Consider the following 23,084-nt stretch of genomic DNA (forward strand, 5'->3'; position numbering starts at 1 on the left):
GAAAATGCCTCGTATATTCCGATACCTCATTTGCCTGCTGACGCTGCTCGCGGGCTTCTACCGTGTTGATGCCCAGCAATACCCTGTCACAGCCAGTACGCAGATCGTACCGCCTTATAGTGTTTATCTGCCGGATTACGCAGTGCCGGGTAGTGATAAACTACGTGTGATACTCGTACAGAATGACCTGACAGTACCCAGTTATGATATCAGGTTACAGATAACTGTAGAGCAGAACGGTACGGTGATCATGCGGTCGTCTCCGACCTTTATACCTAAACCGCTGACCTTAAGTCCGGGTATTCCTACCATTATAGGAGGGATTGATCTGGCGGACTATCTCAATCCGGCAAATATCCAGTATAGCGGCGGCTTCAGCCGGGAAGTATACGAAAAGACCCGTTCCTTACCGGAAGGGGCTTACCGCATTTCCTTTACAGCATATGACTATCGTCGTCCGCAGGTACAGGTAAGTAATACCGGCGCGAATGTCTTCTTCTTCCGGAAGAATGATCCGCCTTTGCTAAACCTGCCTATCTGTAACAGCCGTGTGGAAAAACTCGATCCGCAGTTCCTCACATTCAACTGGAGCAGCCGTAATTCCCCCAGTCCTTTACCAGGTAGTGGTACGGAATACGTTTTCTCCCTGTATGAAGTAAGACCGGCGGGCAGCAATCCGGACTATATCGTCAGAAGTGCAAAGCCGATCTATACACTGGTTACAGAGATGAACACCATTGTATATGGTCCGGGAGAACCGCAGCTGAGAGATAGTATGCAGTATGTATGGACAGTGCAGGCAAGGGATAAGAGCGGCAGGGATATGTTCAGCAATAACGGACTGAGTCTGAGTTGCACATTCAATTACCTGGGAAATAATCCTTTCACACAAAGAAATATCCCTAAACCTGTATTAGGGGGCCGTAGTACCGGACAACGGAGCGTACGTTTCAGCTGGCCGCTGGCAGATGCAGGTTATCAAGTGGAAGCCTATCGTTTGCAATACCGCGCAGCGAAAACCGGTAGTACAGAGTTTGACTGGCAGACCCAGGAATCAGCAGGAGATACCGCATTTACTGCGAATGGATTAGAGCCGGGACGTAACTATGAAGGTAGATTACAATGGAAAATAGAAGGTATCTACGGACCATTGAGTGATGTTGTAACACTGAAGACCGACTCCGCTAAAACCTTCGTTTGTGGCGACCCTGCTTTAATGACAGCACCTGCTAACAAAGAACCACTGGCAAACGCACATGTCGGTAGTATTTTCCGCGTAGGCAACTATGATGTGATACTGACAGAAGTAAGCGGTAGCGGCGGTAAGTTCACCGGTAAAGGCCGGGTGATCACCCTGGGCTTTGGTATTGGTTTGCAGATGGAGTTTAAGAATGTAACTGTCAATACCGATATGGTAGTGACAGGCGGAGAGATGAATGCTGTGACCGAAGGCATCGATAAATTCATTCAGGACAAGGTAGATGAACAACGTGGTGGTAACGATGTAGGCAAGGTGAAAACAGGCGATATCGTGCCGGATATCACTACGAAACTAAAGATCTTCTCTCCGGCAAATATTAAAGTAGATATAGATGCGGGTACCATTACCCTGAAAGATAGTGAGAGTGGTAAAGAGGAGGTTATTAACTATAAAGATAAAGGCAAGACGCTGCCACTGGTGCTGGAAGATGCAGATGGTAATCTGTATAATATCGACAAGGGTGGTAAGGTAACTTCCGCCGGTAAGCGTGATAATTCACTGACGAAAGAAGTACTGGAGTCACTGAAAACGCTCAATCTCAGCAAAGGCACCGTGACATTCGCAGCATTGACTGACAATGCATATGCATTTGATGAGTGGAAAGATAGCTATAGCGGAAAAGCTGTACTGGAGAATAAATATGAATCTCTGGCAGATGGTAAATATCGCGTAAGCGCGAAAGCCATCGTACCAGGCGTGCAGGAAGAACTGGTTGCAATCCTAAAGGGAGCAGGCGCTGATATCACAACTTCCAAGCTGAAGTTTGTGACAGGTAAAGGCATTGTCCTGGAATCTAAAGACCTGGGCAATGGTAAATATGCTGTGAAGGTGACCGGCGGCCCTGGTGGTGATGCACAGGAAGTATATGCAGCTTATCCGGATGGAAAAGGCGGATATATCAGCATGGGTAAATTGCTGGTGGTGAGTTATGCGCCGTTGCAGAAAACAGTTGTATTGATACCGATCGGCGCAGCAGTTATCAATAGGGAAGCATTGCAGGATAGTCTGCAACACATCTACGGAAAAGTGGGTATTACCTATACTGTTGAGGTGGATGAGTCTTTCAAAAATAACAGGGACTGGGACAGCAATCATGATGATGTTTTGCAGGACAAGGGCAGCGCATTCCTGAGTAACAACTTTACGGGTGAAGAAAAGGCGCTGAAGAAACTATACAAAAAGAAGACAAAGCTCAGAGATGATGCAGTGTACCTGTTTGTAGTGGATGAAGTGGCGCTGGCGGATGGAGATCTTCAGGGTAAAATGCCGCGTAATAGTCAGTTTGGTTTCCTCTTCACAAAGGGTGCGTCCAGCGAATCAATTGTGCGTACGGCATTACACGAGATCGGACACGGTGATTACACACTGGAACATACATTCAGTGAAGGTGTCGGACTGGAAAAAGGGAAGACAGATAACCTGATGGATTATAACGGTGGATATAAACTGCTGAAATACCAGTGGGATATCCTGCACGATCCGGGAAGCGTATGGGGCATATTTGAAGATGATGCAGACAGTGAGAATTACTTTGCAGTAGACATCAGTAAAATATTCCTGAATAAGGATAAAAGGACAGTTTCCTTCCTGACACCTTCTGGCACCGTATTGTCCGTACCGTGGGATAAACTGGGTAAGGTAGAGTTCCAGTATGGAGCTATATACAGATCCGGGTCTGATGATCTGAAATTTGGTCCTGATCTTACTGTGGGTGCAGTGAGAAGCTTTGAAATAAAGGATGGAGCCAATGGTGTGCAGCGTTATATGTACTATGATAATTCAGGTGATTACAGGGCCGTAACGGGAGGCACCGTATATGAACTGGAGTCTGTAGCTGCTGATATGATAGATGGATTTATTTACCCACTTCAGTGCGATGGCAAGATGAGGATGTATAAGTTTACCCGTAGTGGCATGGCTTTACATAAGAACGGTGATCCGATTAAGAAGTTTGCAGACTTTGCCGGAACGTTCAGACCATTTGCAGTGAACACGCTGATGACTGATCCGATGTCGTTTATCACTTTAAGTCAGGAGTTGCCTGCTGATGTGAATAACAGATGTCCATATTGTATAGCCACGACTACCGTAAACATGATGAAAGGTCATTGTGGTGGTGCAGAGTATCTCTGGCTGGATAAGGTTGCGCAGATGCGGCAGGTATATCCCGAATACTTCACCAGGTTTACACAGCCGGAATTAGTGGTAGAAGAGGGTGTAACCGGAGGCAGGAGAGAGGAGAAAGGTAACTGGGAGATGCCCATCAGTTTTGAAATGCCATTGGCAACGAGTGGTTATTATGCCTCAAGAGAGGAAAAGGCAACGGATTATCCATGGGGTAAATTACTGGCAGATAGTGCAGAGATCAAGGCGGCATATACAGGCGATAAAGTCAGGTTCTATAGGAAATTCTATACAGAGTTTGCGAATTATATCGTTACAACTGCGATCGCGGCTGACAATAAGTTCTGGGATACGCTGACAAGACGGGCATCTGCATATGAAGTATTCCCGCATGTAAGGGATGAGCCTTATATACATATGCAGACAGTTGCTGTTGATAAGAGAGGTATAGCACTTGAGATCCTCACAAAGACCTACGATAACAGCACAGTTGATTTCCCGCATGAGGATGACGTATACATGAAGCTCCTTACCAGCTTTAAGGGTGTAGAAGATCAGACGGCGCTGCTGAAATATATCGAGGATAGCATCATGTTCAGCAACATCTATAATCCATTCAACAGGTTCCTGATGCCTGCGAAAATGCAGATAGCGACCATGATGGCTTATAGCAACATGATCACTAATACAGGACACTGTAATTATCTGATAGAAGAGAAGGCTGATAAGATTGATAATCCTGATGGTCTGCCGCAACTGGAAGGAGACATGTTGCAGTTTAAGAATGCCAACGTAGATTTTCCTGACGGTAATAAGATCCTGATTAACGGAAAGCCATATAATTACAATGATATCGTTTCTGTACAGGTAGTAGGCTCCTTCACAATAAAAATTAACGGTGCAGATTCAACTTTTGCAAAGGGAACAATCCTGAATATCCCTGCAATACAGGTTGGATTGATGTCAGAGATCAATACTGCGGATGTGGCAGCGAAGACGGCATGGCTGGCATTTGATGTCGGCACAATGGTGATCGGTGTTGGATCGGCTAAGATATTCTTTACTGCCGGTAACTATGTCAGAAAAACTATTGTGGCGCTTGATCTGCTGGGATCCACAGCTGGTATAGGCCTGCAGATGCTGGATGAGGATGCGATCTCACCGAAACTGAGGACGAGCCTTCAGATCGCGTCATTCGTTTGTTCACTGCCTAACATGGCGTTGGCGATACCTAGAATTGAGCGGAAGGTAACTGAATTAGATGCCTTATTGAATACTAAATATGGTAAGAGTGGACTGAGTGCAAAACAGTTAAGAGAGAAAGCGGCACTTGAACGTATAAGACAGGAATTATCTGCGGCAGCTCATCTGCCGGAAGTGGCAGAAGATGCGGCAGAGATAGGTAGACGGGCTGTAACGATCAGTAAGGACGAGGATGTTGCCAGGGTATTATCGTGGTTAAATACTGCCGAAAATGCGGATCCCAATATCTATCTGGCTGTTCATGCGGTTGGCGGAGACTTCAAGGTGATGCATGGTGGTAAAGAGGTGGTAATGGACCACCGTTCCCTTGCCAACTGGATACTGGCAAATGAAGAATTGTTCCCTGCCAATAAACAACTGGTATTACTCTCCTGCGGTGATATCGAAACAGCACAGCATCTGAGCCGTAAACTGAAGCGTAGTGTGGTTGCGAATGATGGTCCGGTAAAGGTATATTCTAATGGTGTGATTGAGGCAGATAATAGTTTTAGATATATCGATGAGACGGGGACTATAGACAATAGTACAAGTGTTGTAGTTGGTAAACAGGCCGTGCCGCCGTCATCTGAAAAAGATGTGGTAACACTGGGCGCAAAGGTTGTGAAGGCGACTACTGTGAGTGACCTGGTGGTTGCATTTAAAAACAAATTTGGTATTGGTAGTGAATTGGCGCTGAAGCTGTCTAAAAATGCAGAATTTGTAAAGGCATATCAGAATGATGCAAGAATTTTAGACGTAATAGCAAATGCACTGCCTGAAGTCGAGGTTACGGTAAAAGGTAAAAAGTTTGCCACATACCGGGAAGCCTTGCTGACAGGTTGTGCAGATGACCCGAAATTGTTTGAGGTAATGCATTCCACTGTTGAAGAAGCTATAGAGATTATCAAAAATGCGGATGCTGTGAAGCCATTTATCGAATATGCGACTACCCGGAAAAAAATGACGGAGTACATGTTTAAAAATGGAGACTTTAATAAAGACTATTTTGCAAACGCCGTACTCAATTCAGCAGTATTCCGCTATTCCGCACTGGACGCCAAAGGCTGGAGTAAAATAGACGCAGCCAGGGCACGATTCAGTATTCATCCGGATCAAAATGTACTGGTAGTCAATCGCAGAATGAAAAATGGTACAGATATAGAGGAAGTGGCACATAGTGGAGGTGCTACCCGCGACAGAAGTACACCAAGTATCACAGGTACTACGAAGAAAGTGGATGAGTCGAATCCGCATTTTGATCAGTTTACGGTTGGTGGCCCTCGTGTTCAGGATTCTGAGTCTAAATATTTTGAAGATCTTTTAGAGAAACTGAATAAAGGAGAAATAGACAAAGACGATATAAGGCAGTTAATTTTGTATACTGAACGGCCGGTTTGTCCATCATGTCTGAATGTTATCAGAGATTTCAAGAAAAGATTTAATATTGAGATTATTGTTTACGAAGGAAAATATAAGAGATAATGGAGACGCCTGAATATTTATACCTGGATTTTCTCCGGGAATGTGCCGTGTACTTGGAATACGACGATCCTTGTACAGAAGAACAGGTAGATGAACTGGAGCAGTCACTCGGAGTTAAGTTTCCCACAGCATATCGTGAGCTTGTCATGATATTCGGGAAGTATAGTTCTTTTACTATCGCAGAGAATAGTTTTGAATATCCGGATTACCAGGGAATGAGAGATGCCGCCATGGAAATGACTGCAGAGGATGAGCAGGTAAATATCGATGAGCATATATTTGTATTTAACTTTGATTTTCACGGCCCTTCTGCATCCTGGTTTCCTTTAAATGAGGGAGATGACCCCCCTGTGTATGAGTATGCCTCCATAAATGAAGGCGTGGGTTACAAAGTAGCTGAACATTTTTCTGAGTATATCAGAATGTTGCCCTGGTACCAGGGATTTCTGTCTATAAAAGAGCGACGGGCGAAAAAGTGATTAAACACTTTTTACACTATAAATAAAAAGGTTCCTCAATATTGAGGAGCCTTTTTATTTATAGTCATTTTCAGCCATGCATCAATGCATCATGTCAAAGCTTAATCCGCAAATATCAATATCATCTTAATAATAAAGACAATAAACCCAATCACCGCCCAGATAATCCCCCCGCTGCTACTACTCTCTTCCCTTGCACTCTCCAGCGCTGCTGCTTTCTGTGCCGCATTCTCCATCTGCTGGTATATCTGTTCTGCATCATAAGTGGTCTGTGCATCTGCTTTCAGCTGACGTACATCCGTAATGATATTACGTGCACTGTTAAAATCTTTCGACATCAGTGAACGCACCAGTTTAACGATTTCGTTACCGTATCCCGTTCTGAATGCCTGGAATTCAACAGGCAGATAGTTCAGTATACAAATGGTCATTACACCGGTCTGCTCAGACAGTTCGATCATATCCACCTGATATCCCATCTGGATATTGTTGCTGAGAGATATCAGTCTGGCTTTTTTATCTTCCAGCAGTTTGGTGATCTTACTGAAGGCCATCGTTTTGTGCGTATCGTCCAGCAGCAACGGATTGGCGGCGATATCGCTGATCAGGTTTGTGTCTTTCAGGTCAAAACACCTGAATACGGCCTTCACATAGATGTCTTCAAAATAAGGGGAGATAAAAGCCAGGAACGCCGGGTCTTTGTAGAGTTCTTCTTTGGCAAACTTCGCATTCTTGCGCAGGGTGCCGGTCTCAAGAAAGTAACTCAGCGCAGGGTCGTTGCTGATGAAGGAGCGGAAGGCTTTCTCCTGTTCGGAGATAGTTGCGCCCGGGGACAGTTCGTATTTCATGGATTTAGGTATATATAGCGCTTAACAGTTGCTGTGTGATAGGGTCGGGATATTGTCCGGAGTGCAATATACACCTAATTTAAATATGTGAAAATATGTAATGTTTCGGGTATAAAGCAGAACGCGAATGGGTTTACCCATTCGCGTTAGCAATGAACTGTATAACAATAAGTTAATTCGTCTTTAATTTATCTTTAAATACTTTTTTGAATTTGGCCAGTTTGGGTTGTATCACAAAATGGCAATAAGGCTGGGAGCCATTTTCATTATAATAGTTCTGATGGTAGTCTTCCGCCTTATAGAAATCGGTCAGCGGTGCTATTTCCGTAACCACCGGTTTGTCGTATGCGCCGGAGGCATCCAGTTTCTGTTTATACATTTCGGCCAGTTTGTGCTGATCCTCATTGTGATAGAAGATAACGGAGCGGTATTGGGTACCGACGTCGTTTCCCTGCCGGTTTAGCTGGGTCGGGTCGTGGCTTTGCCAGAAAGCCTGTAAAAGTTCGTCATAAGAGATCTTTGCCGGATCGTAGGTCACCTGTATCACCTCTGCATGACCGGTAGTACCGGTTGACACGTCCTCATAACTGGGATTGGCAATGGCACCGCCGGCATAACCGGATTCCACACTGATCACACCATCCAGGTATTGAAACTGTGCCTCTGTACACCAGAAACATCCACCGCCAAAGGTGGCTTTCGCTGTTTTTATGTTATTGCTAATTGCCATATCGTCTGGTACTTTGTCCTTTGATTTTTCACCCTGTCCGCAGGCACAAATAGTTAGTGCCAGTAAACAGCTTAATATTGAGTATCTTCGCATGATTTTTAATGTTGAAAGTGCCATATTGCGATCAGGGCTCAGATACCCGGAGCGAGTTAAATTACGACAAGATTAACGGAATAGATCAGCAAGTTAAGTAACTTTAACATTCCTTTTGCCGGCCCGTAAGAGGTTCGGAACGGCATCGGCCAATTTTAACCGTCTGTAAACAAAGGGTTTACAGGCTTTGTATGGATAAGTAAGATGAAATATTTTCCCGATTCAGCACTGGTACAGCTGGAATTTGACAAGGTACAGGCTTTGTTAAAAGAGCATTGTAAAACGGAGCTGGGCAAACAAATGGCAGATGAACTGCGTTTGCATACCCACATTGATTATGTAAAAACGGCCCTGCAACAGGCCCATGAATACAAGCAGCTGACTTTGCTGCAGGAACACTTTCCCAACGATTACGTACTGAACCTGAAAAATGAACTGCGTCTGCTAAGCATTCAGGGTGCTGTACTGAGCGAAGAACAGATCATGCAGCTGCGTAAGCTGGCGGAAAGTATGCACAGCATTGTACGCTTCTTTGATCACGACAGGCGTGTCACTTATGCAGGACTGTTCAGCGTGATTACTCATACGCACTATGAGAAAAAGATCACGGCCCTCATCGACGAAGTACTCGATGAGCATGGCGAAGTACGTGATAACGCCACGCCTGAACTGGCGAAGATCCGTATGAACCTGTTCCGTAAAAGGACCGAGTTACGCCGCGCATTCGAGCGCTGTCTCAGTAAACTCAGCAAACTGGGCTACCTGGCCGATACGGAAGAAGCCTTCCTCAACGGCAGAAGGGTAGTAGCAATCTACGCCGAAAACAAACGTATGGTGAAAGGGATCCTCCACGGAGAATCCGATACCCGCCGTACCGCTTTTGTAGAACCGGAAGAAACGATAGAACTGAACAATGACGTGATGTCCCTCGAAAGAGAAGAAAGTAAGGAAGTGTACAAAATACTGCGTACACTGACCCATCAGCTCAGTCAGCACAGTCACCTGCTCAATAACTATCACGAGATACTCGGACAATACGACTTTATCAGGGCAAAAGCCAGACTGGCGCTGGACATGGACGGTAACTACCCCATGCTGACGCCGCACGCGGAAGCACATCTCGTTGATGCACACCACCCGCTGCTGCTCCTGTATAACCGCCGTAACAAGAAACCGACCATCCCGGTGAACCTGACCCTGAACAAGGATAACCATATCCTGGTGATCAGTGGTCCGAATGCCGGCGGTAAAACCGTGACCATGAAAACGGTCGGCCTGATCCAGCTTATGCTGCAGGCGGGCCTGCTGGTGCCTGTACACCCCAGCTCACAACTCGGTATTTTCCGTCAGCTGATGATCCACATCGGTGATACCCAATCCCTGGAGTTCGAATTGAGTACCTATAGTTCCCACCTGAAGAACATGAAGTATTTCATGGAGAACGCCAACGGTAAGACCATGTTCTTCATCGATGAATTAGGTAGTGGTTCTGACCCGAATCTCGGGGGCGCCTTCGCGGAGGTGATCATGGAAGAAATGGCCAAGAAACACGCTTTTGGTATCGTGACCACCCACTATCTCAACCTGAAGGTAATGGCCAATAAGGTACGCGGTATCATCAACGGCGCTATGGGCTTTGACGAGGAAAACCTGTCGCCTATGTACAAACTGATCGTAGGTAAACCAGGTAGCTCCTATACGTTCTCCATCGCGCAGCGTATCGGTCTGCAACCTGCCCTCATCGCCCGGGCCAAAAACCTGGTGGATGAAGGACACTTCCAGCTGGATAAACTGCTCAACAAAGCAGAACAGGATCTGCAGAAAGTAGAAGCTAAAGAGAAAGAATTGCAGAAACTCCTGAAGGAGAATGAAAAGCTGAAACGTGAATACGAGATCCTGTCCGATAAGGAAAGGAAAACCCAGCAATTCACCACCCTGAAACTGCAAAACCAGATCAAGGAGGAAGAACTCCAGTACCTCAAGGATATGGAGCGGAAGCTGAAACAGATCGTTTTTGAGTGGAAACGCACAGATGACAAACAAAAAGTCATGAAACAGGCAGAAGCCCTGTTATTCCACAAACGTCAGAAACAGATCAACGAACGCTTCGAAAAGAAGATCCAGGATAAATTCCAGGAGGTAGTAGGAGCCGACCTGAAACTGGGCGACCAGGTAAAGATCAGGAGCAATGGCCAGGTAGGAAAGCTGATGGAGGTACGTGACAAACGCGGTATCGTCAAACTCGGCAATATTCCAATGAACGTGGCGATGTCTGATCTGGTGCTGGTAAAAGAACGGCCGAAGGAAGAAACGGCTAAGTAGTATTTAAGGAAGAATTAAGTATTTCATACATATTATGACCAGGAGGGCGCTTCATCTGAAGCGCCCTTTTTCGTTGGTCCCTGACGCCGATACCCTATAGATGTCCCGTAGATGCGTCGTATATAAGCCGTGTATAGTTCGTGTCTAAGCCGTTTTTAGGCAGAATAAGGGGCATTCAGGACAAATCATGCCAGGCTATATCCAACCCCGGACTAATCAGGTCTTGTAATTCACTATAAATCATTGTCTTCCCGTAGATAACCCGTATATAAGCCGTAGATAAGCCGCTCCTATAAGTATGGCTCATCTACGGCTTATATACGGGTTATCTACGGCTTATCTGGGAATTATCTCAGATATTCAAACGGCTTTCTGTATAGTGCTGATAGCGGTTTACATGCTCTGATGTACAGGTACAGAACAACCTTACAGTTGATGTATTGAATGCAGGATTAGCTTTACAGGTTGGCGTTTATTTCAGCGAGCGCTTTACACCTGTAACCTATTCAGCCGGGGCGTATATCAACGCCAATTAACACTTTATGAAAATTAATCATTCATGCTTTTTCACGCAACCCTTCCTTTTTAATTCTTAACGCTCCCAATATTTCCTTAGCCGGCTAATTAATTTGTATTATCTTCGTTCTATGAACAGACCGATGATGTGTAGTACCATCAGCCACCTGCTTACGCAGATCTGCAAGGTACACAGGAATAAAGGCAACCAGATGCTGGCTGCCCATCAGCTCCATGCCGGTCAGGAGCATTTCCTGGCGCAACTGCTGTGTGGAGGACCTATGACGATGAACGAGCTCACGGAAAATCTGGAAGTAACACCCGCAACAGTGACAAGAACAGCTGAACGACTGGAGAAAAACGGGTTTCTCACAAAAGAAAAATGTAATAATGATCAGCGGGTTGTGAGAGTCAGCCTGACCGATAAAGGAAAAGAAGCAGCCACCGATATAATAGATACTACCTGGAATAAGCTGGAGCAGCAGATGGTAAAAAACATGAGCACAGAAGAAAAGATATTGCTCAGACGACTGTTAATGCAGGTATTGGAAAACATGGAAGAGGAAGAATAAGCGCATTTTTCCTTTTTTTTAAATTATTTATTTAGCCGGCTAATTAAATGCAGGATTGAAAAGTAGCGCAAACCGTATGGAACTAAATTATCGAGATATAAATTAATATCAGAAGAATAACTATGATTTGTGGGTGGATTGTATACTTTTGTACCACCATAACGAACACCATACGTTAATACTACTTGTTACCACCTGCTTCTGTCCGGATCCAATAATGAGATCTGCCTGATCCCCTTATTTACTGTAGTGCGCATTACTAATACCAAACGTCAAGTATTATGAGGAATAATGTATTGATACCCGTTTACGACTATGCCGACGTCAACAGGCCTGGTAATCCTGTGAGGGGATTTCATATTGACCGTACAACTTATCTGGTACAACCTGAAGATGTGTCCGAGCCGCACAGACGTTCCAATTACAGCCTCACGTTGTTATTATCCGGCGAAAGTATACAATATATAGACTTCGAAAAATATACCGTGAAAGCACCGGCACTGATCATGTTATCTCCTGATCAGATCTACCGGTACACCGGCGATAGCCTGTCTGAAATTGTGAACATTTCTTTCTCTCCGGAATTTCTGCTGCCGGAAACATCCGCCAGTGGAATGGTTTGCTGGTCATGCGTATTTGAAAAAGCAATTGTGCCACTGACCGACGGACAGCTCAAAGAGCTGCTCGGCTTCGCACGCCTCATGCTCAGAGAAACGGAAAACCCGCAGCCACTCAGTGACCTGATCATCCGTAGTCAGCTGAAATCGCTGATGGCCGCTACCGCCAGACTGCCGCAACTCGATATCGCATCTATACAGTCAGATACCCTGCCCAACCGCATCGTCAGACAATTCAATGAACTGTCCGACATCCATTACAAAGATAAAACCCAGGTCGCCCACTACGCAGAGCTGATGTTCGTAACGCCGGGTCACCTGAACGATACGATTAAATCCGCACTGGGGAAGACCGCTAAACAAATTATAGACGAAAAACGTATTACTGAAGCAAAGCGTTTATTGTATTGGGGTGAACATACAATTAAAGAGATCGCAGGACAACTGAACTTTGAAGATGACGGTTATTTTAATCGCTTCTTTAAGAAACATACAGGTGCAACACCTGCTTCTTTTCAACGTAGCATCCGTGAAAAGTACAATTAATACCGTAATTAGTTAAATGATTTTCTTTTTTATACGTCCTATTTTTGTAAATCGGATAGAATGGAAACTGTTTTAGCAATCGTCAACTAAAACCGAACGCTCATGAAGTACAATGATCTCACCTGTTAATTATCAGGAACCAAATTTCTCTATTAGCTATTTTTAGTAAATCTACCTCGTAGTTCCAACACTACGCAACAACAACTATTTTCTTTCCATCAACAGGGAAGGGATATGGCAGGGTTTGCCCATAGCTCCACAATGTGTCTGAAATCGCCAATAAGATTACAGCGTGACCGGCTATTGTCAATAATCAAGAAAACACAAAACCGTATGAACCACTTATTTCAACAAGTTTACAAACAAAAGCCTGTAGGCTTTCTCTATAGCCTGATACTGCTCGCAGTATTATCAGGTTGCGCGTCCTCTTCCGCTAATCCGGAAGGTGGTGCTCCTCCTGTAACTGCGTTGCCGGTATTCAAGGCTGCTGCAGTTCCTGCTTCTACTCACCGTGAATATAACGCCGCGCTGGAAGGTAAAGTGAACGTGGAGATCCGTGCACAGGTAGATGGATATATCGATAAGATCTTCGTTGATGAAGGCGCTTATGTGAAAGCCGGACAACCATTGTTCCGGATCAACGACCGTCCTTACCAGGAACAGTTGAGCAATGCATCTGCCAGTCTGCTGGCTGCACAGGCTAACGAAGAAAAAGCATCACTGGAAGTATCCAGACTGACGCCACTGGTAGACAATAATGTCGTATCCGACATTCAGCTGAAAACAGCCAAAGCCGCTTACCAGGCTGCTAAAGCCAATGTAGCGCAGGCACAGGCCATGGTCAGCAATGCACGCATCAACGTAGGTTTTACATTGATCACAGCACCTGTGAGCGGTTATATCGGCCGCATTCCTTATAAGAATGGTAGCCTCGTAGGTCGTAGCGAATCACAACCACTCACCGTACTTTCTGATGTAAATGAAGTATATGCATACTTCTCTATGAGTGAAGTGGATTTCCTGCAATTCAAGGATAAATTCCCCGGCAATACCATCGCGGAAAAAGTAAAACAACTGCCTCCGGTGGACCTGGTATTACCTGATAACACGATCTATCCTGAAAAAGGCCGCATCGAAACTATGGAAGGTCAGTTCGATAAAACAATGGGCGCTGTAAGTTTCCGCGCTACATTCCCCAATCCGAACGGTCTGCTGCGCTCCGGTAATACAGGTAAGGTAAAACTCTCCGAATCCTTTGCCGCCGCACTGGTTATACCACAGGAAGCTACTTTCGAATTACAGGATAAGATCTTCGTATTTACTGTTGGCGACAGTAATAAAGTAGTAAGCAAACCGATCACCGTATCGGGTAAAAATGGTGCGTACTATTTCGTCGCAAAAGGCGTGAACGCCGGTGAATCTGTTGTGTACACCGGATTGGACCGTCTGCGTGATGGAATGGTGATCCAACCGCAACCCATTTCAATGGATAGTCTGCTGAAAGCCAGACCACTTTAACTGACGACAGTATAGTAATGTATTCCCCGCTATCACGGTTTGCAAAGACCGCTGGGGATAGTACACTCCGGACATCCTGACAAACAACTAACGCAAGCAAATTATGTTAAGAAGATTTATAGAAAGACCCGTACTGGCAACGGTGGTGTCCATTATCCTGGTACTGCTGGGATTATTGTCGCTCGCCACCCTGCCCGTTACGCAGTTCCCCGATATCGCTCCGCCCAGCGTGGCCGTAACAGCCTCCTATCCGGGTGCGAATGCGGAAGTGGTAGCCCGCTCAGTAGCAACGCCTATTGAGGAAGCTGTGAATGGTGTGGAGAACATGACCTACATGACCTCCACGTCCAACAATGACGGCTCCATGACCCTGACCGTATACTTTAAACTGGGTACTGATCCTGACCTCGCCGCTGTAAACGTACAGAACCGCGTGGCAAAAGCAACAAGCCTCCTGCCGGTGGAAGTTGTAAGCGCAGGTATCACCACACAGAAACAGCAGAACAGTATGATCATGGTGGTGAACCTGGTCAGCGAAATGTCTGAATATGATGAGAAGTTTCTGCAGAACTATGCAAAGATCAACATCATCCCTGAAATACAACGTGTGACCGGTGTTGGTCAGGCAATGGTATTCGGTGCGAAAGACTACTCTATGCGTATCTGGTTGCGTCCTGACCGTCTCGCTGCCAATAACCTGTCTCCACAGGATGTATTGACCGCGATCCGTGAACAGAACCTTGAAGCAGCACCGGGCCGTTTTGGCGAAAGCAGCAAGGAAGCATTCGAATATGTGATCAAATACAAAGGAAAACGTAACCAGAATGCACAGTATGAAGATATCGTACTGAAAGCAAATGCAGACGGTTCCCTGCTGCGGCTGAAAGACGTGGCACGTGTGGAATTCGGTTCCTTTACCTACAGCAGTGACACGCATGTAAATGGTAAATATGGTATCGGTATCGCTATCTATCAGACAGCAGGTTCCAATGCCAACGAAATACAGACACAGGTAAATGTGCTGATGAAAAAAGCAGCAGGTCTGTTCCCGAATGGTGTGGATTACTTCAATATTTACAGCACGAAGGAATACCTGGATGAATCAATTGACCAGGTGAAACATACCCTGATAGAAGCCTTTATCCTGGTGTTCATCGTTGTGTTCATCTTCCTGCAGGATTTCCGTTCTACGCTCATACCTGCTATCGCAGTACCTGTAGCGATCATTGGTACATTCTTCTTTATGCAGCTGTTTGGTTTTACCATCAACCTGCTCACCCTGTTCGCACTCGTACTGGCCATCGGTATCGTGGTGGATGACGCCATTGTGGTCGTCGAAGCCGTGCACTCGAAGATGGAGACCATCAATATGTCACCAAGGGTTGCCACGATCACCAGTATGCAGGAGATATCCGGTGCGATCATCTCCATCACCCTGGTAATGGCCGCGGTATTCATTCCGGTTGGTTTCATGCAGGGACCTGCAGGGGTGTTCTACCGGCAGTTTGCCTTCACACTCGCGATCGCAATCCTGATCTCCGCACTGAACGCATTGACCCTGAGTCCGGCTTTATGTGCGCTGTTGCTGAAGAACAACCATAGTGATCAGGCGCATGGCGCTGCTTATACAAAAGGATTTGGTAAACGTTTCTTCACCGCTTTCAACACTGGTTTTGAAACGGTAACTAATAAATACATCAGCAGTATCCGTTTCCTCGTAAGACGTAAATGGATCGCTTTATCTGCCCTGGCAATTATCATCGGTGTAACTGTATGGCTGGTGAAGAGAACGCCGACCGGCTTTATCCCGACAGAGGATAATGGCTTCGTGGTATACTCTGTGACCATGCCGCCGGGATCATCCCTGCAACGTACACAGGAAGTGGTGAATAAAGTAGAGAAGGAAATGAAGGCGCTGGAATCAGTGAACAGTTACCTGAGCGTATCTGGTTTCAACATCCTCACTAACTCTAACAGTTCTGCCTATGCGGTAGGTTTCGTGAAACTGAAAAAACACGAAGACCGTGGTCAGATGAAAGACCTGAAAGATGTAATGGGGATGATGCAGGGCAAACTGGCCGGTATCAAGGAAGCCAGCATCTTTATGTTCAATATGCCGACCGTACCTGGTTTTAGTAACGTGGATGGTTTTGAGGTGATCCTGCAGGACCGTACCGGCGGACCACTCGATAAACTGGCCAATACCGCCTATGGTTTTATCGGTGAACTGATGAAGCGTAAAGAGATCGCTTTTGCCTTCACCACCTTCAATGCCGGTAACCCGCAATATAACCTGGAGATCGACGAAACAAAAGCCAAACAGCTGGGTATTTCAGTATCAGATATCCTCCAGACCATGCAGGTATATTATGGTAGCACCTTTGCATCTGACTTTAACCGTTTTGGTAAGTACTACCGTGTGATCGTACAGGCAGAAGCGCCTGCCCGCGCAGAAGCTGCTTCACTGGATCAGATCTTTGTAAAGAACAGTTCAGGTGAAATGGTGCCGGTGAATGCAGTCGTGAAACTGGAAAGAGTATACGGTCCGGAAACGGTGACCCGTAATAACCTCTTCAATGCGGTAACGATTAATGGTCAGCCGAAACCAGGATACAGTTCCGGTGACGCGATCAAAGCAGTAGAGGAAGTTGCACAGCAATACCTGCCAAGAGGTTATTCCTATGAGTGGGTAGGTATGACAAAAGAGGAGATCGCAGCAGGCGGACAGGCAGGGATCATCTTCCTGTTATGTCTTGTGTTCGTATACTTCCTGCTGGCAGCACAGTATGAAAGCTATATCCTGCCGTTGTCAGTGATACTGTCTATTCCGCTGGGTATTTTCGGTGTATTCGTATTCATTAACCTGTTTGGTATTGACAACAATATATATGTGCAGGTAGGTCTGATCATGCTGATTGGTTTGTTAGCCAAGAACGCGATCCTGATCGTGGAATATGCCGTACAGCGCCGTCGTAATGGTATGGGGCTGTTAGCTGCTGCATTGGAAGCATCCCGCTTACGTCTTCGTCCGATCCTGATGACGTCCTTCGCCTTTGTGGCTGGTCTGACGCCGTTAATGCGTGCAACAGGTTCCTCCGCATTAGGTAACCGGTCCATCAGTACCGGTGCGGCCGGTGGTATGCTGACCGGTGTGATACTGGGTATCTTCGCTATTCCTGTATTGTTTATCATATTCCAGTATCTACAGGAAAAGATCAGCGGTAAGCCGTTCAAGACGACACATCATACAGATGTAACAAGCGATGCAACCGTATAAGCGCATCTAATATTAAAGTATAAAGAAAACAGGATGACACTAAAATATATTCGATTTTCAATCGTCACTGTAGTTATAGTTGTAGGATTGTCAGCATGTCGGGTGGGCCGCAATTATCAACGGCCCGCTCTGGCAATGCCTGCTCAGTACAATGATACGGTGGCAACGGCAGCTGCTGACAGCAGTATTGCGACGTTGGAATGGAAGCAGTTTTTTACAGATACGACATTACAGGGATTGATCGGAAGGGCGCTGAGCGGGAACTATGATTTGCAGCTGGCAATTAAACGCATAGAAACGGCACAGGCATACTTAAAACAAGCGAAATTAGGTTGGCTGCCAACGGTGAATCTCCAGGCAGCAGCGTCTACTTCCATCCCTTCAAAGAACAGTTTGAATGGTACCAGTCTGAATACCTTCCTGCGGACCGATCATATCGAGGACTACAGTCTGAATGCCGGACTCTCCTGGGAGATCGATGTATGGGGTAAGATCAGACGTCGCAAGGAAGCGGCACTGGCCAGCTACCTCGGTACATTTGAAGGTATGCATGCAGTACAGACAGGGCTGGTGGCGGATATTGCCAACAGTTATTACAACCTGCTGATGCTGGATGCACAGCTGGAAATTGCAAAGAGTAACGTATCACTCAGCGATACCATCGTACAGATGATCCGTTTGCAGAAGACAGCCGGTGAAACAACTGAACTGGCGGTACAACAGGCAGAGGCACAACGTCAGACAGCAGCATTACTGATACCGCAGCTGGAGCAGGCAAAAGCGATCGAACAGAATACGCTGCGTATCCTGGCAGGAGAGTTGCCGGGCGCTGTGGTGTATAATACGACACTGATCACTACACCGCTCCGCGAACTGATGCCAGCCGGCGTACCAGCAGCGCTGCTGAGTAACAGACCGGATGTAAAAGAACAGGAAATGGCGCTGGTCGCCGCGAATGCTGAAGTAGGCGTAGCACAGGCCAGTATGTATCCTGCTTTGAACATTACAGCCAATGGTGGTGTGAATGCATTCAAAGCCAGCGACTGGTTTACATTGCCGGCCTCACTGTTTGGAACAGTGGCCGGAAGCCTTACACAACCGGTGTTTCAGCGCGGACAACTGAAAACGAACCTCGCAGTCGCAAAGATCCAGCGGGAAGAAGCCGTGATCAGGTTCAGACAGGTGGCGCTGAATGCAATAGGAGAGGTGTCCAATTCACTGGTGAGACTGGATAAACTGAAAGAACAGCAGGTGATCGCTTCTAATCAGGTAACTACCCTGGCGCTGGCCACTTCACAGGCGAGAATGCTGTTCCGCAGTGGAATGGCTAATTACCTGGATGTGATCACCGCACAAAGCAGATCCTTACAGGCATCACTCACACAGGCTGATATTACCCGTCAGCAGCTGAGCGCTTCTGTTGAATTGTACAGAAGTCTGGGAGGCGGATGGAAATAGGGTGAGAAAAATAAGAACAGTTGTAATAGGTAGATAAATGTTTGTAACCCAATAGCGCCACAACTCTGTGGCGCTATTTATTTTTATTGTCAACTATAAAAAAAAAGCTGTTCCTGAATAGAAACAGCCGTTTGGTAACCAATGCCAACTTGATAAAAATATCAGGTTTAATTTTCGCTGATGATCCGATATCTTATTGATAACAATACAAAGGTGAAAAAAATGATCTTGTATAGCAATGCAGGAATCAGGGTTTAATTTGTATTAATTATGGACGTTAGTACTCCTTACCGAATAACCTCACATAAGTTGATTGTGCATTTCGCGGGATATCCAGTGCATCAAGAAATTTTACAGCGGCATCATTGCCCGCATGCATACTGAATTCAATGCCTGCATAGGATTGATCATGCCCGCCCGCACGGATAAGACTCCTGATGAAATTACCGGCAATGCCTTTTCTGCGATGCAGCCGGCGTACATATAATTCATCGATCCCGAGTATCAGGCCACCGTATTCGTTACTCCAGTAACAGAAAGAGATAGCATATCCGGCCAGCTCTCCGTCACATTCTATTACATGTACGGCGCCCATATTGTGACGTTGTTCATAAAAAAATAATGTAGCGACGATCTTATTTTGAGCGAGGTTTTTACGGCTGATCATTTCGCCGTATAATTCCGTGGACATCATAGTAAGTACTTCCGCATCTTTCAACCGCGCAGCTCTGTATGTGGTGTTCATGTTCTATTGTAATGGAACCCAAATCTATACATGGACCCGCTATACATCAATTGTCAGATCATAGTATGTTTTGTCTTTTTTATCGCCGGAGAGGAGTTAGAAATTAAGAATTAAATTTTTGTCTCCTGATTCACGATAAATATGACAACACTTGCAGGTAATTGGCAATTGTCCTGGCATCATATTGGAAATAGCTTTGCAACTATTAGTACCGGATAATTGTTAATTCATCAACATAAACTTAAAACACAATGAGCACAGAGATAAGGTTACCACTGGATCCGGATGTAGATCCTGCTATTGACAGCAAAGTAAAAGCGTTCCTGCATGCTTTAAATACAAGCGGCGGTCAGCCACTGGAAACATTATCACCTGTGGATGCACGTGCTGTGCTGACAGGTGCACAGGAATCTGTACAGGTAGACGTTTCAGGCGTGGAGTTTTCTGAGAAAACCATTACATCTGAAGGAATTACCGTAAAACTGGATATCGTACGTCCTGCCGGCGTAAGCGGCAAACTGCCGGTGTTCATGTTCTTCCACGGCGGTGGTTGGGTACTGGGCGATTTCCCTACACATAAACGACTGGTGCGTGACCTCGTTGTGGCATCCGGTGCTGTTGCAGTTTTCCCTAACTATACGCCTGCGCCGGAAGGAAAATTCCCTACACAGATCAATGAAGCATATGCTGCTACCAAATGGGTGGCTGAACATGGTGATGAGATCGGTGTAGATGGTAAGAACCTCGCGCTGGCAGGTAATAGCGTAGGTGGTAATATGACGGCTGTCGTAGCTATTCTGGCAAAAGAAAAACAGGGACCTGCGCTTAAAGGACAGGTAATGCTCTGGCCGGTAACAAATGCTGATTTCGAAACTGGTTCTTATAATCAGTTTGCAACAGGCCGTTTCCTGACAAAAGAAATGATGAAATGGTTCTTTGATAATTATTCCACACCTTCAGAACGCAGCGATATTCATATCTCTCCTTTACAGGCGACAACAGATCAACTGAAAGGACTGCCACCTGCATTGGTGATGGTTGCTGAGAATGATGTATTGCGTGATGAAGGAGAATCATATGCACGTAAACTCGATCAGGCAGGCGTACCGGTAGCGCTGGTGCGTTATCAGGGAATGATCCATGACTGGGGACTGTTAAACCCGCTGGCGACTGTTCCTGGCACGCGTTCTGCGATGGATCATGCCGGTGCAGAACTGAAGAAATATCTCAAACAGTAAACGAACACTGTTACTTTATAAAAGCTCCTGACAGATCAGTAATGGTAGGTCAGGAGCTTATCTTTTATATACCTGGAAAAAGTTAACCCGGGTTAAAATTGTTGCGCATGACCGCCTGTAGTTTTGTTTGCATAAATACAGACGAATCATGAAAAAATCAGTTATTGCTTTAATGCTTGCGTGCGTAACGCTGTTTTCTTTTGCTGCCTGCTCAGATGATGACGACAATAATCAGCCGGCTGCACCCGCGAAAACCTTTGTGCTTGTTCACGGTTCCTGGCAGGGCGCTTTTGTATGGCAATCCGTTAAAACCCAGCTGGAACAACACGGACAAAAAGTGGTCGTTGTAGAACTACCTGCTCACGGAGATGATACAACTGCTCCGCAGAACGTAACGATAGATGCATACAGGGACAAAGTACTCGCGGCGATCAATGCGACAAAGCAAAAAGTAGTCCTTGTCGGGCACAGTATGGGAGGTGCAGTCATTACGGCTATCGCTGAAAAAATACCTGCACAGATAGAGAAACTGGTGTATATAGGTGCGTTCGTGCCTGCGAATGGTCAGTCTATCCTGGAGTTGTCCGGCATGGATAAACAATCCGCATTACCGGCTTCACTCACCTTTCCGACACCGGCAACTATTGGGGTGAAACCGGAAAAACTGACCGATGTATTCTGTCAGGATGGATCGGCTGCTGTAAAGGAACAACTGGTCGCGAAATATCGCGACGAACCAGCTATCCCGTTCACGAATAAAGCCGTTGTGACCGCGGCAAACTTTGGCTCAGTTGATAAGTATTATATCCATACCAATCAGGATCATACGATCGGTATAGATCTGCAAAATCAGATGGCCGCCGCGGCAGGTATCAAAAAGATATATGCGCTCAATACAGGACATAGTCCTTTTCTGTCCAAACCGGACTCAGTAAGTATCGTATTGCTGAAGATCATTGAATAAAAACAAATGGGAATGCCTGTTATCAGGCGGCGCTGATCACCAGGCATTCCTTTCTGAAATCAGAGAAGGTGATACCGGTAGCATTTTTGAAGAATTTACTGAAGTGTGCAATGTCGGAAAAACCAAGATACCAGGCCACTTCTTTCATGCACTCGTCAGAATAGGCCACTCTTCTCTTTGCCTCTAATATGATACGCTGGCGGATGTGATAACTGGCAGGATAAGCGGTCGTCTTCTTGATGATCTCATTGAGATAGTTGGGCGTTACGGCCAGGAGTTTCGCATAGTCTGCCACTTTGCGGTGCGTTTTGAAATTAACTTCCACCAGTGATTTAAACTTCTCTGTCAGTTCCAGATTACGCGTCTGAATAACGGTTGTCAATGGTCCCTGAAACTGACGGGTAACGTAGATCAGGAAGATCTTCAGATAACGGCGCAACATCTCCGTTCTGAACAGATAAACATTATTGCTTTCCTTCAGCATTTTCAGCGCCACCTCCTGCATCTCTCTCGCGATATCATTATTGACACGGATACCGGCTGAACGGGAGAAGGCCTGGAACAGTCCTGAGTTATACATCAGGTCAAATTCCTGCTCACCCATGTGGAGGAATGCCTCGGTAAATGATAATATAAACCCTTCAGTGCTTTCATCTTCTCTCAGCTGATGTAGCTGTCCGGGGGTAATACAGAAGATGCTGTTACTTTCCAGGTTGAAGATTTCAAGGTCCAGTACCAGGGTACCGCTTCCTTTTGTGATCCAGATGATTTCAATGTAGTTTTGTTTATGCGGGGTGCTGTTATGCGCAATGATCTCTTCCCGCATATTTTTAAATGTACGGATCTGGAATGGCAGATTGGCGTCTACGTCTTCGAGCTTTAACAGGGGGCAATATTCTGGATACTTCATAATGCAGTGGTTTTATGCCGGAATAATGGCCAATTGTATGCCCGAGTTGTTGTTTGTTGATTTTCAGTTGTTTGTGTATTTGTGTCCTGATATAAAAACACGATATTTCGTAATATCGCAGCCTTTCACGCGAATTCCTTTA

General features: G+C 45.8%; 14 protein-coding genes. 10 read left to right on the top strand and 4 right to left on the bottom strand.

What is annotated here, in order from left to right; all coding sequences use genetic code 11:
• Positions 1 to 4 precede the first annotated feature (4 nt).
• Both BMZ72_RS32470 and BMZ72_RS32475 read left to right on the top strand, forming a co-directional pair.
• Positions 5 to 6,109 carry a deaminase domain-containing protein gene (locus BMZ72_RS32470; RefSeq protein WP_089815060.1) on the top strand — a complete coding sequence of 2,035 codons (6,105 nt, stop codon included), beginning with the start codon at positions 5 to 7 and terminating at the stop codon, positions 6,107 to 6,109.
• The gene (locus BMZ72_RS32475; protein ID WP_089815062.1) at positions 6,109 to 6,588 is read left to right on the top strand and encodes an SMI1/KNR4 family protein; all 480 of its coding nucleotides are present in this window, start codon (positions 6,109 to 6,111) and stop codon (positions 6,586 to 6,588) included. Before BMZ72_RS32470 ends, BMZ72_RS32475 begins: the two co-directional genes overlap by 1 nt.
• A 101-nt stretch (positions 6,589 to 6,689) precedes the next feature.
• Here the strand turns inward: BMZ72_RS32475 and BMZ72_RS32480 are convergent, their stop codons facing one another.
• A complete protein-coding gene (locus BMZ72_RS32480; RefSeq protein ID WP_089815064.1) occupies positions 6,690 to 7,436 on the bottom strand; it encodes a hypothetical protein in 747 nt (248 codons plus the stop codon).
• 172 nt (positions 7,437 to 7,608) lie between these two features.
• On the bottom strand, positions 7,609 to 8,259 hold the full coding sequence (gene msrA / locus BMZ72_RS32485) for a peptide-methionine (S)-S-oxide reductase MsrA (RefSeq protein ID WP_089815067.1): 651 nt from the start codon (positions 8,257 to 8,259) through the stop codon (positions 7,609 to 7,611).
• A 204-nt stretch (positions 8,260 to 8,463) separates the two neighbouring features.
• Between msrA and BMZ72_RS32490 the strand changes: the two genes are divergently transcribed.
• The 6 genes from BMZ72_RS32490 (at position 8,464) to BMZ72_RS32515 (ending at position 19,085) form a co-directional block, all read left to right on the top strand.
• Positions 8,464 to 10,581 (top strand): endonuclease MutS2, encoded by a 2,118-nt coding sequence (locus tag BMZ72_RS32490; protein WP_089815069.1) that lies wholly within the window; start codon positions 8,464 to 8,466, stop codon positions 10,579 to 10,581.
• Between the two features lie 647 nt (positions 10,582 to 11,228).
• The gene (locus tag BMZ72_RS32495) at positions 11,229 to 11,669 is read left to right on the top strand and encodes a MarR family winged helix-turn-helix transcriptional regulator (protein ID WP_089815071.1); all 441 of its coding nucleotides are present in this window, start codon (positions 11,229 to 11,231) and stop codon (positions 11,667 to 11,669) included.
• A gap of 281 nt (positions 11,670 to 11,950) precedes the next feature.
• Entirely contained in the window at positions 11,951 to 12,832 is an 882-nt protein-coding gene (locus BMZ72_RS32500; protein WP_012790437.1) for a helix-turn-helix domain-containing protein, read from the top strand.
• Positions 12,833 to 13,165: 333 nt separating this feature from the next.
• Positions 13,166 to 14,350 (top strand): efflux RND transporter periplasmic adaptor subunit, encoded by a 1,185-nt coding sequence (locus BMZ72_RS32505; RefSeq protein ID WP_089815073.1) that lies wholly within the window; start codon positions 13,166 to 13,168, stop codon positions 14,348 to 14,350.
• Positions 14,351 to 14,453: 103 nt separating this feature from the next.
• Positions 14,454 to 17,627 (top strand): efflux RND transporter permease subunit, encoded by a 3,174-nt coding sequence (locus BMZ72_RS32510; RefSeq protein WP_089815075.1) that lies wholly within the window; start codon positions 14,454 to 14,456, stop codon positions 17,625 to 17,627.
• 33 nt (positions 17,628 to 17,660) lie between these two features.
• The gene (locus BMZ72_RS32515; RefSeq protein WP_089815076.1) at positions 17,661 to 19,085 is read left to right on the top strand and encodes an efflux transporter outer membrane subunit; all 1,425 of its coding nucleotides are present in this window, start codon (positions 17,661 to 17,663) and stop codon (positions 19,083 to 19,085) included.
• 277 nt (positions 19,086 to 19,362) lie between these two features.
• On the opposite strand, the gene BMZ72_RS32520 is transcribed toward BMZ72_RS32515, so the two are convergent.
• Entirely contained in the window at positions 19,363 to 19,830 is a 468-nt protein-coding gene (locus BMZ72_RS32520) for a GNAT family N-acetyltransferase (RefSeq protein WP_089815078.1), read from the bottom strand.
• Positions 19,831 to 20,081: 251 nt separating this feature from the next.
• Here BMZ72_RS32520 and BMZ72_RS32525 point away from each other — a divergent pair, with 251 nt between their 5' ends.
• Positions 20,082 to 21,068, top strand: coding sequence for an alpha/beta hydrolase (locus tag BMZ72_RS32525; protein ID WP_089815079.1), 987 nt, complete (start codon positions 20,082 to 20,084; stop codon positions 21,066 to 21,068).
• Between the two features lie 148 nt (positions 21,069 to 21,216).
• Entirely contained in the window at positions 21,217 to 22,032 is an 816-nt protein-coding gene (locus BMZ72_RS32530) for an alpha/beta fold hydrolase (RefSeq protein ID WP_255373351.1), read from the top strand.
• A 22-nt stretch (positions 22,033 to 22,054) separates the two neighbouring features.
• On the opposite strand, the gene BMZ72_RS32535 is transcribed toward BMZ72_RS32530, so the two are convergent.
• Entirely contained in the window at positions 22,055 to 22,942 is an 888-nt protein-coding gene (locus BMZ72_RS32535) for an AraC family transcriptional regulator (RefSeq protein ID WP_089815082.1), read from the bottom strand.
• Positions 22,943 to 23,084: the final 142 nt, after the last annotated feature.

The organism is Chitinophaga sp. YR627 (assembly GCF_900114995.1).
Lineage (GTDB): Bacteria > Bacteroidota > Bacteroidia > Chitinophagales > Chitinophagaceae > Chitinophaga.